The organism is Sedimentitalea sediminis (assembly GCF_042687825.1).
GTDB lineage: Bacteria > Pseudomonadota > Alphaproteobacteria > Rhodobacterales > Rhodobacteraceae > Sedimentitalea.
The window spans coordinates 1-12,674 of sequence record NZ_JBHUQE010000038.1; the positions used below are offsets into that span (position 1 = coordinate 1).

Consider the following 12,674-nt stretch of genomic DNA (forward strand, 5'->3'; position numbering starts at 1 on the left):
GAAGCTGCTGGCCGAGCAGATGCCGGACCTGGCGGCGATGGAGGAATTGGGTTCAAAAAAGTGGTGACGCCTGCCGCGAAGCGCGAGGCGGTCGCGCATCTGAGGTCTCTGTTCGGGCTCTCGGAACGGCGGGCGTGCCGGATTGGCCTCGCCCGCCGGGACGGAAAAAGCGGCCTGGTCAAGGACCCGGCACACGCTGTCGTCAACCACGGTTTCGGCGCGCTTCATCCCGCTGTCCGCGCCGGTTGTGCCGCGCGCAGCAAGGCGGCGATTTCCGGACGGCACGAGCCGCAATTGGTTCCGGCCCCCAGCATCGCTCCGATCTCGTCCACACTGCCCGGGCGGCGGGTTTCGATCGCCGTGACGATGGTGTTGACGCCGACATCCAGACAGGAACACAGGATCGGTCCCGGGTCCGTCGCCTGGGCGGAACGGCGGCCGGACAGGACATTGTCGGGCGTGGTTCCCGGCAGCCCGGCGAGATAATCGCGCATCACCGCGACCGGGCGCGGCGAGACGAACAACGCCGCAACCAACCGCCCGTTTTCCGTCAGCGCGACCCGGGCGGTGCCCCGCGCGGTGTCGATGATCGATGCGATCTCGGCCCGGTCATTTCCGAACAGCCGCCGCGCCTCGGCCTCCCAATCGGCAATGGCGGTTCGCCCGGCCAGTTCGGCGCGACAACCGGCGCGGGTGGTCGCCAGCGCCCAATAGGCGCAATCAGGTGACAAATGCCCGACCGACACTGCGAACCCGTACCAGGTGGCGCGCATCCGCCGTATCGCGACGACGCCAGCCTTGCTTTCGGGTTGTCCCGACAGCGGATCCGTAGCGGCATCGACCAGCGCGTCGATCCGGGCAGACGGCGCGGTCTGACCGGTCCAGTGCATCGGCGCAAAGACCTGGCCGCGCTGCACGCTGTCTGTCAGGCGGGCGCGCAGGATCGCCTGCCCCTGCGGGCTCTCCACCTCGACAAGATCGGCCGCCGATATGCCCAGCCCGGCAGCATCCTCGGGATGCAGATCCAGAAATGGTTCGGCCAGATGCGCAGAAAGCCGCGGGCTCAGCCCGGTGCGCGTCATCGTGTGCCACTGGTCGCGCACCCGCCCGGTATTCAGGCGAAACGGAAACCGGGCGGTGATCCGGGCCGCCGGGGGGCGCCAGGCAACCGGCACCAGCCGCGCCTTGCCATCGTCGTGAAAGAACTGCCCGTCACCAAAAAACCGCCCGCCCCGGCGCCCGGCGCTGACCGGCCACCGTGTCGGCGCAAGCCGGTCATAGGCCGTGCCGTCCAGCCCGGCCAGTTCGGATATGTCGAAATCGCGGCCGAAACCGCCGGCAAGACCGGACAGCGCGGCATGTTCGCGAAAAATCTCGACAGGCGCCTTATAGTCGAAATCCGCGGCCCAACCCATGCGGCGCCCGACTTCGGCCAGGATATCCCAGTCGGCGCGGGCCTGTCCGGGGGCCGGGCGTGCGGCACGCTGGCGGCTGATGGTGCGGTCGGAATTGCTGACCGTGCCGTCCTTTTCGGCCCAGGCGGCGGCGGGCAGCAGCACGTCGGCCAGCTGCGCCGTATCGGTGTTGGCGGTGATGTCGCTGACCACGGTAAACGCACAACCCGCAATGGCGTCCCGCACCGCGTCGGCATCCGGCATCGAGACGGCCGGGTTGGTGTGCACGATCCACAGTGCCTTGATCCGCCCGTCCCCGGCCGCGCGGAACATGTCGACCGCCTTCAGGCCCGGCGCCTCGGGCAGCGCGCGCGCGCCCCAGAATTCGCGCAGGGCGGCGCGGTGTTCGGGATTTTCGATGTCCAGATGGCAGGCCAGCGTGTTGGCCATGCCGCCAACCTCGCGCCCGCCCATGGCATTGGGCTGCCCGGTCACGCTGAACGGTCCCATGCCCGGCCGGCCGATGCGACCGGTGGCCAGATGACAGTTCAGGATAGCATTGACCTTGTCGCTGCCGCTGGTCGACTGGTTGACCCCCTGGCTATAGATCGTGACGACCTTTTCGGTGCCGATCCACAGGCGGCAGAATTCTGCGATCTGCGCCTCGGTCAACCCGGTTGCGGCGATGCTGTCCTGCCGCGCGGTCTGCAGCGCCGCGCGATACCCCCGGGTGTGTTGCAGAAAGGCCGCGTCGGCGGCGCTGGCCCGGTCGATGTCGACCAGAAGCCGGTTGAACAGCGCAACATCGCCGCCCGGTGCCAGCGCCAGATGCAGGTCTGCGCCGTCGCAACTGGCGGTGCGGCGCGGGTCGATCACCACGATCCGCGTGCCGCGCGCCTTTTTCGCGGCCAGCAGGCGCTGGTGCAATACCGGGTGACACCAGGCCAGGTTCGAGCCGACCAGAACCACCAGATCGGCGCCGTCGATATCCTCGTAGGTACCGGGCACGGTATCGGTGCCAAAGGCGCGTTTGTGCCCGGCCACGGACGAGGCCATGCAAAGCCGCGAGTTGGTATCGATATTCGCCGAGCCGATAAATCCTTTCATCAGCTTGTTGGCGACATAGTAATCCTCGGTCAGCAACTGGCCGGAAACGTAAAAACCGACACTGTCCGGGCCATGGTCGCGGATGGTCCGCGAAAACCGGTCCGCCACCAGTTGCAGCGCCCGGTCCCAGCCAGCAGGCCGACCGAAAACCCGCGGTTCGAGCAGCCGCTGATCATGCCCCAGGGTTTCAGCCAGCGCCGTGCCCTTGGAACACAGCCGGCCGCGATTGGCCGGGTGATCCGGATCGCCGGTTACATCCAGCCCGCCACGCCCGTTCGGGCGCAGCAGGACGCCGCACCCGACACCGCAATAGGGGCAGGTCGAGCGGATTCGGGGCTGACCATCCGCATCCATCACGCCGCGCTCCGCTTGCGCACTGCGGCCGCGTTCAGCAGAATGCGCGCCCCGTCCAGCCGCACGGGATAGGTGGCGATGCGGGCATCCTCGCCCAGCGCCTCGCCGGTATTCAGATCGAAGACCCAGTTATGCAGGGGGCAGGTCACCTTTTGCCCGTGCACGATGCCTTCGCTAAGCGGCCCGCCCTTGTGCGGACAGCTGTTCGCGGCAGCAAAGATCTCGGCCTTGGCGGTGCGAAACAGGGCGATGCAGCCCAGCGGCGTTTTTACCACCCGCGCGCCCCGTTCGGGGATTTCGTCGATATGTCCAATGTCGATCCAGCTCATTCGGCGGCCTCCAGGGTCAGGTCGGCAAGGGGGGCGTAACTTTCTGCCTGCTGCTGGGCATGCTCGGCCCAGGGGTCCTTGCGATAGATGGTCTGCGACAGTTCAAAGGCCTCGACCAGGCGATTGCGTTCCACCGGATCCTCGATCCGCTGTTTCACCCAGTCCAGACCCACCTTGGCGAGCCACTTATAGGGCCGGTCGAGATATTTGGCGTTCTCGCGATAGAGCTGGATGAATGCGACCGTGACGGCGATGGCCTCGGCCTCGGTGGCGACATCCAGCAACCGCTCGGTCTCTTTCACATCCATGCCGGCGGCACCGCCGACACTGATCTGATAGCCGCTGTCGACACAGACGATGCCGACATCCTTGCAGGTGGCCTCGGCGCAGTTGCGTGGGCAACCCGACACCGCCAGCTTGACCTTGTGCGGCGTCCAGGACCCCCACAGGGTTTTTTCCAGCTTGACCCCCAGACCGGTACTGTCCTGGGTTCCAAAGCGGCAATGATCCGTCCCGACACAGGTCTTTACCGTGCGCAGCCCCTTGGAATAGGCATGCCCCGAAACCAGGCCGGCGGCATTGAGATCGGACCAGATGTCCGGCAGATCCGCGCCTTTGACGCCCAACAGGTCGATGCGCTGACCACCGGTGACCTTGACCGTGGTTACGTTGTATTTCTCGGCGGCATCGGCAATGGCGCGCAACTCGCGGGCGTTGGTCAGCCCGCCCCACATGCGCGGCACCACCGAAAAGCTGCCATCCTTCTGGATGTTGGCGTGTTTGCGTTCATTGACGAACCGGCTTTGCGGATCGTCCCGGTATTCCAGCGGCCAGTCGGCCAGCAGATAGAAATTTACCGGTGGGCGGCAGACATGACAGCCATTGGGCGTTTTCCAGCCCAGTTCCTGCCAGACCGCCGGCTGCGATTTCAGCGCCTTGCTCTTGATCAGCCGGCGCAGGTCCTCGTGGGTAAGATCGGTGCAGCCGCAGACCGGCTGCGCCGCCGGGGCGGCATAGTCGTCACCCAAAGTCTGTTCCAGCAACTGTTCCACCAGTCCGGTGCAGGTGCCGCACGAGGCGCTGGCCTTGGTGCATCCGCGAATCGCGCCCAGATCGGTCGCGCCATCGTGAATGGCCTGAACGATGGTGGCCTTGCTGACGCCGTTACAGCCACAGATCTCCGCATCAGGCGGCAAGGCTGCAACGGCTGAGAGAGGGTCCGCCTGGTCCGCCCCCTGAAAGCCGGGGCCAAAGATCAGCATGTCACGCATCGGATCGATGTCGGTGCCATCCCGGATCAGTCCAAAGAACCAACTGCCATTGGCGGTATCGCCATACATCACCGCGCCCACCAGCCGGTCGCCCTCGATCACCAGACGCTTGTAGACCCCCCTGGCCGGATCGCGGAAAACGATATCCTCGCGCCCCGGCCCGTCGGCGAAATCGCCGGCCGAGAACAGATCGCACCCGGTCACCTTGAGCTTGGTGGACATTTCCTTGGGAACAAAGGCTGCGGGTTCCCCCAGCAAAGAGGCCGCGACCACCTTGGCCTGATCGTATAGCGGCGCCACCAGACCGAAAAGCTGGCCGTCGAATTCCACGCATTCGCCCACCGCATAAACATCCGGGTCAGAGGTCTGCATCTGGGCATCGACTTCGATCCCGCGCGCCACCTCTAGGGCGGCATCGGTGGCCAGCCGGGTCTCGGGTCGGATCCCCACGGCCATGACCACCAGATCGGCGCCCAGCGTTTCGCCGCTTTCCAGTAACACCGCCTCGGCGCGTTCTTTGCCGAGAATGGCGGCCGTGGCGGCCTGGGTCATGACGGTGATGCCGCGCCGTTCCAGATCCTTGCGCAGCAGATATCCCGCCGCCTCGTCCAGCTGACGCTCCATCAGATGTCCGGTCAGGTGCAGCACCGTCACCTGCATGCCGCGCTGCGCCAGACCAGCGGCGGCCTCAAGCCCCAGCAATCCGCCCCCGATGACCACCGCCTGACCGCCGGCCTGGGCGGCCCGGATCATGGCATTGGTGTCGTCGAGATCGCGATAGGTGATCACGCCGGGCAGGTCCTTGCCCTGCACCGGAATGATAAACGGCGCCGACCCGGTGGCGATCAGCAGCTTGTCATAGGGCACCGGGCCGTTCTGCCCGGTCACCACCTTGCGTTGACGGTCGATCTTGACCACATGTTCGCCGAAACGGCAGGTGATGCCGTTCTCGGCATACCAGGCGTCGTCGTGCGTAACGATGTCCTCATAGGTCTTGTCGCCCGACAGCACCGGCGACAGCATGATGCGGTTGTAGTTGCCGCGCGGTTCGGCGTTGAAAAGGGTGATGTCATAGGCGTCGGGATCGGTCTCGATCAGCTCTTCGATCACCCGGCCCGAGGCCATGCCCGCACCGATAATTACCAGTTTCTGTGTCATGACTTTCACTCCGCCGCGATCGTGCTGGACGATGCGGATTTGGGTTTGGGTTTCGCGCCGTGCTCGTATTCCTGCAGGAAATCCAGAACTTCCTGGCGATAGTCGTAGTAAGAGGGGTGTTCGAGCAGCGCCTTGCGGGTTCGGGGACGGGGCAGATCGACCTCTGTGATCTTGCCGATCGTGGCCCGCGGCCCGTTGGTCATCATCACCACGCGGTCGGCCAACAGGATGGCTTCGTCGACATCATGCGTGACGCAGATCGCCGTCACCTTGGTGCGCGACCAGACTTCCATCAGAACTTCCTGCAGCTCCCAGCGGGTCAGGCTGTCCAGCATGCCGAACGGTTCGTCCAACAGCAGCAGTTTGGGCGACAACGCAAAGGCGCGGGCGATACCGACGCGCTGACGCATGCCGTTGGACAGATCCGCCGCGGATTTGTCCATGGCATCGCCCAGGCCGACCCGTTCCAGATAGTATTCCACCACGTCCTGCCGTTCGGTCTGCGACGCGCGCGGATAGACCTTGTCGACGCCGATGGCCACGTTCTGCTTGGCGGTGAGCCAGGGAAACAGGTTGGGCGACTGAAACACCACGGCACGTTCCGGATCGGCGCCCAGAATGTGCCTGCGGTCCAGTACCACAGTGCCCTTGGATATCTCGTTGAGACCCGCCGCCATGGTCAGAACCGTCGATTTGCCACAGCCGGAGTGACCGATCAGCGAGATGAACTCGCCGCGATTGATCTTGAGGTTGAAATCCTCGACCACGGTCAGCGGCCCCTTGGGGGTGGGATAGACCTTGTGCAACTGCGAGAATTCGAGAAAACGCTGGTCGACAAGCCCCTTGCGCGCCTCGCTGACCGCACTGGGAAGGCCATGGACCGGCGTCACATCCGGCAGCTGCCGGGTGCCCTGGACCTTGGACTCGATGCCCACATCCATCAGGTAACCGGTGATCTCGGCGCGCAGGCGCTTGAAAACCGCATCGCCGTTCAGCCCGGCGCGGTCGCGCGGACGCGGCATCGTGACCGAAAACTGCTTGCCCAGCGTGCCATCGGGCCTGAGCGCGATGATCCGGTCGGCCAGAATGATCGCCTCGTCCACGTCATTGGTGATCAGAACGCAGGTCTTCTTGTCCCTCTCCCAGATCTGTTCGATCTCGTCGGCCAGATTGGCCCGTGTCAGCGCATCCAGCGCCGACAAGGGTTCGTCCAGCAGCAGCATCCGCGGGTTCATCGCCAGAGCACGCGCGACATTGACTCGCTGACGCATGCCGCCCGACAATTCGGCCGGACGGCGGGTTGCGGCATGGGTCAGTCCCACCATCTCGACATAATGGGCAACCCGATCGGCCTTTTTCTGGCGCGACAGGCCGGGATCGACCGTCTCTACGGCCAGCCCGACATTGCCGGCAACCGTCAGCCAGGGCATCAGCGAATAGTTCTGAAAGATCACGCCGCGTTCCGGCCCCGGGCCGGTGACGGGCTTGCCCTCGAAACTGACCTTGCCTTGGGTCGGATGATCAAGACCGGCCATCAGGTTGATCAGCGTGGTCTTGCCGGTGCCCGAGAACCCGAGGATCACCAGGAATTCGCCCTCGCGGACATCCAGGTCGATGTTCTTTAAAACGGATGTCGCCTGGGTGCCCTGGCCAAAGCCCTTGGATACGTTTTCAAATTTCAGGATAGCCATGGGATCACCGATTGTTGGAGAAGGTGAACAGCGACTGCAGCGCGTACATCACGCGATCCAGCAGAAAGCCGATGATGCCGATGGTGAACACCGCGACCATGATCCGGGCCAGGCTGGAGGACGAGCCGTTCTGGAACTCGTCCCAGACGAATTTGCCCAGGCCCGGGTTCTGGGCCAGCATCTCGGCGGCGATCAGCACCATCCAGCCGACGCCCAGCGACAGGCGCAGCCCGGTAAAGATCAGCGGCAGGGCCGAGGGCAGGACCAGCTTGGTGATCTTGGTCCAGGTGTTCATCTTCAGCACCTTGGACACGTTGACCAGATCGCGGTCGATCGAGGCCACGCCCAGCGCCGTGTTGATCAGCGTTGGCCATAGCGAACACAGCGTCACGGTGATCGCCGAAATCAGAAAACTCTTGGCAAAAAAACCATCATTGGTGGCATAAACCGCCGAGACCACAATGGTCACAATGGGCAGCCAGGCCAGCGGCGAGACCGGTTTGAAAATCTGGATCAGCGGGTTCAGCGCGGCATTGGCCGTCGGCGACAGACCCGCCATGATGCCCAGCGGCACCGCCACCGCCGAGGCGATCAGAAAGCCGAAGAACACGGTTGTGATCGAGGTGCCGATCTGTTGGTAAAAAGACGGCGCCCCGGTATAGGCGATGCTTTTGACCTGATCCGGCTTGCCTGCGGCGATCAGCTTTTGATTGCGCTTTTCGACCATGGTCTCGAACTTGGCCTGTTTGGCGGCCTTGGCCTGGGCATCGGCGTGCAGATTGCCCAGTTCATGCCAGACCTGTGCCGGTCCGGGCACCGCCCCCAGCGAGGTCTGAATCCGGGGCGCCAAGGTCGACCACAGCAGCAGAAAGGCGCAGACTGCCAGGAGCGGCACCGCCAGCAACCGCCAGACCTCTTTGAGCTGCGCGGCCGGGTTGTCGCCGGCCGCCGCCCTGAGAACAGGTGTCAGCCAGCCCAGGCCCAGCGGCTGGAACCATTTGTCAGCGGTGTTGATTCGGGTGAACAGCCGGGCGCGCCGGGCCTGTCTGTCAGCGGTTTCAGAAAAATTCGGTTCGGCGGTCGTCATGGTATTTCCTTTTGGCGATCAGTGCGAAACGCAGGAGAGAGATGAGGCCGGCGGGCCGGGATGCAGCCCACCGCAAAGGGGCCGTGTCAGCCGTCGATGCCGGCACCGGTGACCGTCTGGTCGCCCTTCAGGCCGATCGGCAGGCTGTCGAGATAGGCGTTGGGCCGGCGGCCGTCATAGGGGATGGCGTCGATGATATCCGCGGCCGGGGTCGGTGCCTTGTAGCCGTCGCTGTCCCAGGGGAAATCCGCCTCGTTGGCCAGCCCCTCGTCGACCAGCATGCGCGCTGCCGCCAGATAGATGTCGGGTTTATAGACCGAGCGGGCAACCTGGTCATACCAACTGTCGGGCTTTGCCTCGGCGATCTGGCCCCAGCGGCGCATCTGGGACAGGTACCAGACCGCGTCCGAATAGAACGGATAGGTGGCGTGATAGCGGAAGAACACGTTGAAATCAGGCACCGGCCGCGCATCGCCGGGTTCATATTCGAACGTCCCGGTCATGGAATTCGCAATCACCCGTTCATCAGCGCCGACATATTCCGAGCGGCTCAGGATCTCGACCGCCTCGTGACGGTTGGCGTTGTCATTCGCATCCAGCCAGATCGCCGCGCGGATCAGGGCCTTGACCAGCGCCAGCGTGGTATTGGGGTTCTGCTCGGCAAATTCAGCGGTGATCCCCAGAACTTTTTCGGGGTTGTTCCGCCACAGTTCATAGTCGGTGATGACCGGAACGCCGATGCCCTTGATCACAGCCTGCTGGTTCCACGGCTCGCCGACGCAATAGCCGTGGATCGTGCCGGCCTCGAGCGTTGCCGGCATCTGCGGCGGCGGGGTGACCGACAGAAAGACATCCGCGCCGATCTGGCCGGTCACGTCCGCCGGGCCATAATAACCCGGATGCAGCCCGCCCGCGGCCAGCCAATAGCGCAGTTCGTAATTATGCGTCGAAACCGGAAAAACCATGCCCATGTTGAACGGCTGGCCCTCGTCCTGCAGCGCCTGTACAACCGGCTTTAGCGCGGCGGCGGAAATCGGGTGCTGCGGGCGCCCATCCGGCATCTTGGGGACATGCGGCAGCATCTGTTGCCAGACCGCGTTGGATACGGTGATGCCGTTACCGTTCAGGTCCATCGAAAACGGCGTGACAATATGGGCCTGGGTGCCATAGCCGATGGTGGCGGCCAGCGGCTGACCCGCCAGCATATGTGCGCCGTCCAGTTGACCGTCGATCACCCCGTCCAGCAGCACTTTCCAATTGGCCTGCGCTTCGAGCGTGACGAACAGGCCCTCGTCCAGGAAATAGCCCTGCTCGTAGGCAACCGCCAGCGGCGCCATATCGGTCAGCTTGATGAAACCGAGGGTCAGCTCGTCCTTTTCCAGGTCCAGTATCTCGGCCGCCGCCGGACCGGCCAGCGCCGTCACGACGGCGCATTTCATCAGGAATCGTTGCATCTCGTGTCCTTTCTTCGGGCCCGGAATTTTCAGGAAAGCTCCGGGAAAACGCATATAGCCGCATGCACGCCCTACCGAGGATCGGCAGAGTGTGAGCGGCGTTGCTCTGGATGTCCCAGTCATTGGGGGAAATCGGATCGGCCCACCCCGTTGCAGGTCGATATCCAAACCATGCTGTAACGCAGCGAAAACCGCCAGAAGATCTTTGCACATGCAGAAATTTGGCGGTCGTTCTCGATGAAATCGGATCAGAGCGCCCGATTTTTAGTCATTTGCTGCAATAGGGATCAAAAATGCGGCCGTCAAAGAATGCATCTGGCTGCAGGCTCAGCAGGCCTTTTTGCGACGCCACCGGCGTTTCGCGACGAATCGAACCTTCCAGTTTCTCCGAAGCACCGGGTAAATCGGCCTCGGTGCCCTGCATGTGCTGGCGATAGAGATCGCTGCGAAATACCGCGCCGGCGACGTCCTGGGCCCGGCGCGACGGCAGATCGTTGGTCAGGCTCATGCGGTGGGCGATCCACTTGGCCTGGCTGCGCCAGGGAAATCCCGCGGCGCCCTCGTGAAAAGTCACGAAATTTTCGACGCTGCGCAGCTCGCCCCGGCCGGAAATGATCAGCCGCCCGTCCAGCGCGCGGTCGATCAGGTCTGCCGGAACATCCAGATAGCCGGCGCGCGACATGATCGCGGCCGCCGCCACACGAGTATGAGGCCGCGACAGCCAGCGCCCGGCCTTCCAGACCGCCCGCAACAGTCCGCCCAGCAGATCCGGCCGGGTCTCGGCCCATTGCGTCCGTGCGGCCAGCACCTTTTCCGGCGCAAAGGCCCAGATCGCCGAACCCGGCAACAACAGCGCACCCACCCCGTTTTCCACTGCGACAGACCCCCAGGGCTCGCCGACGCAGAAAGCGTCGATCTCTTCTGCGGCCAGCGCTTTTGCCATCAGCGGTGGCGGCACGGTGCGGATTTCGATTGGCAGAGCGGACAGCGCGGTCCCATCAAACCAGTAGCGCAACAGGTGCAGTTGCATCGAAAACGGAAACGGCACGCCAAACACCAGTCGGTCCCCGGCACACCGGGCCAGCGCCCGCGCCGCGGCATGAACATCGCGAAAGTCGAATTCAAAGCCGGTCTCGCGAAGACGCCGCTCCAGCCGGCGGCCGACACCGATTACATCGCCGTTGACCGACAGAACCGAAACCGCCGAGACCGGCGTTCTGACTCCGCCAAGACCCAGCGCCATGGCCACGGGCATCGGTGACAACAGCTGCGCCGCATCGACCCGGCCAAAGGCCAGCATGTCGCGTATCGACGACCACGAGGGCGCTGCAATCAGATCCAGCGCAAGGCCTTCCTGCTGGGCAAAGCCCATTTCCTGCGCCACGATCAGGGGGGCTGCATCCACCAACGGCATATACGCCACGGGCAGGGTCCGCGTTTTCACCGCAACAAACCCGACGCGGTGACCAGCGCCCCGGCCACATCCGCCACGCGGCGACCCTGGTCCATCGCCGCCCGGCGCAACAACGCATAGGCGGCGTCCTCGTCGATGTCGCGGGCCTTCATCAACAATCCCTTGGCGCGGTCGATCACCTTGCGCTCTTGCAGAGCCCGGCGCGTTTCGGCCAGTTCGGTGCGCATGCGGCGCAACATCTGGAACCGTGCGATCGCGGTGTCGATGACCGGCTTCAACCGTTCCGGGGCCAGACCATCAACCACATAGGCCGAGACGCCGGCCTCGATGGCCGCCGATGCCAGCCCGCCGGAATCGCCGGTGACGAACATGGCCACGGGACGCTCCAACGGTCCTGACGCCAGTGTCAGCTCCTCGAGCATGTCGCGGGTCGGGCTGTCGATGTCGATCAGGACCACATCCGGGGCGTACGCCGCGATCTTGCGGGCCAGCCCCGATACCGCGCCGATCACATGGACTTCGCATGGCGCGCTGTCCTTGAGTGCATCGACAATGGCGATGGCGCGGTCGCGGTCTTCTTCGACAACGACGATGGTCAGTCCAGAATTCATGCCTGTCCTGATCCGCGCCCGCGCGACGTAAGGCAAGCACCAACAGGCAACCCGGCCTCGCTTGCCCGGCTTTTGCAAATTTTTTCAACGCCGTTGACCGCTTTCTTTGCAGTTGCAGCATTGTGGCGTCACAGTTCTGGCAGGCCAGCCCTGCACCCGGTTTGAAGCCGCCCAACCGTTGCACTCGATGTCGTTCTCGACACTCCGGCCCCAGAATCCAGCCGTTTCCGGGCTGTGCAGGGCTGAAGAACAACATGTCATTGATTTCATACCGTCCCATGATTTCGCCCGGCGTCGAGGGAGCGCCGGCCGTGCCGTTGGGGCGCCATCGTCGAATGCGAACCAGAAACGTACGCTGACAAGCTGACTGATCGGGTTCTGGACGGCTGCGCCCAAACCTCCTCTGTCATTTCCCGCAGCCGCCGGCGCGGCGCGGCGCCCAAGGGTTCAGTGGTCAACAAGGTGCCCACAGCTCTTCTCTACATCCACTCAGCCCTTTCATACGGGAACACATCGCGACTTGTTTTTGTCCAAGACGACGATCTCCTGGCTGAGCCGACGTCACCAAGGCAAGGTATCACGAGATGCTGCGCCGCCTTAAAGGTCCGCCTGGATGAAGGTTTTTCGACGCGGGCCATTGTGCACGGTATGGGCCGGGGCTGACAGTGGTCCGCGTCGAAAAACCTCTCAGGCAAGAAGCTGCGGGTGCCGGGTGCCGCCTGTGGGGAAAGAGCGTTGTCGGCTGGTTCCATGACTGCGACAGACGCATTGGCGTGGGGGGTGAAGGCGGCCGTTTTCAAGTAC

Annotated in this window: 8 protein-coding genes and 1 pseudogene; 1 reads left to right on the plus strand and 8 read right to left on the minus strand. The window is 64.1% G+C overall.

Features of this window, described 5'->3' with window-relative positions; genetic code table 11:
• Positions 1-144: pseudogene (locus ACFMPD_RS16930) on the plus strand (IS3 family transposase); the annotation flags it as partial.
• Between the two features lie 80 nt (positions 145-224).
• On the opposite strand, the gene ACFMPD_RS16935 reads toward ACFMPD_RS16930, so the two are convergent.
• The 8 genes from ACFMPD_RS16935 to ACFMPD_RS16970 form a co-directional block, all read right to left on the minus strand.
• Positions 225-2,855: a molybdopterin-dependent oxidoreductase gene (locus ACFMPD_RS16935; protein ID WP_380997050.1), complete on the minus strand. Its 2,631-nt coding sequence runs from the start codon at positions 2,853-2,855 to the stop codon at positions 225-227.
• Positions 2,855-3,184 (minus strand): nitrite reductase small subunit NirD, encoded by a 330-nt coding sequence (gene nirD, locus ACFMPD_RS16940; protein ID WP_380997032.1) that lies wholly within the window; start codon positions 3,182-3,184, stop codon positions 2,855-2,857. The genes ACFMPD_RS16935 and nirD overlap by 1 nt, the downstream gene beginning before the upstream one ends.
• The gene (nirB, locus tag ACFMPD_RS16945) at positions 3,181-5,613 is read right to left on the minus strand and encodes a nitrite reductase large subunit NirB (protein WP_380997034.1); all 2,433 of its coding nucleotides are present in this window, start codon (positions 5,611-5,613) and stop codon (positions 3,181-3,183) included. Before nirB ends, nirD begins: the two co-directional genes overlap by 4 nt.
• Positions 5,614-5,618: 5 nt before the next feature.
• Positions 5,619-7,304 (minus strand): ABC transporter ATP-binding protein, encoded by a 1,686-nt coding sequence (locus ACFMPD_RS16950; RefSeq protein ID WP_380997037.1) that lies wholly within the window; start codon positions 7,302-7,304, stop codon positions 5,619-5,621.
• Between the two features lie 4 nt (positions 7,305-7,308).
• Positions 7,309-8,391: an ABC transporter permease gene (locus ACFMPD_RS16955; protein ID WP_380997040.1), complete on the minus strand. Its 1,083-nt coding sequence runs from the start codon at positions 8,389-8,391 to the stop codon at positions 7,309-7,311.
• Positions 8,392-8,477: 86 nt separating this feature from the next.
• Complete coding sequence (locus ACFMPD_RS16960; RefSeq protein WP_380997042.1) at positions 8,478-9,845, minus strand: CmpA/NrtA family ABC transporter substrate-binding protein; 1,368 nt, start codon at positions 9,843-9,845, stop codon at positions 8,478-8,480.
• 268 nt (positions 9,846-10,113) lie between these two features.
• A complete protein-coding gene (locus tag ACFMPD_RS16965) occupies positions 10,114-11,289 on the minus strand; it encodes an ABC transporter substrate-binding protein (RefSeq protein WP_380997045.1) in 1,176 nt (391 codons plus the stop codon).
• Positions 11,286-11,870: an ANTAR domain-containing response regulator gene (locus tag ACFMPD_RS16970; protein ID WP_380997047.1), complete on the minus strand. Its 585-nt coding sequence runs from the start codon at positions 11,868-11,870 to the stop codon at positions 11,286-11,288. Before ACFMPD_RS16970 ends, ACFMPD_RS16965 begins: the two co-directional genes overlap by 4 nt.
• Positions 11,871-12,674: the final 804 nt, after the last annotated feature.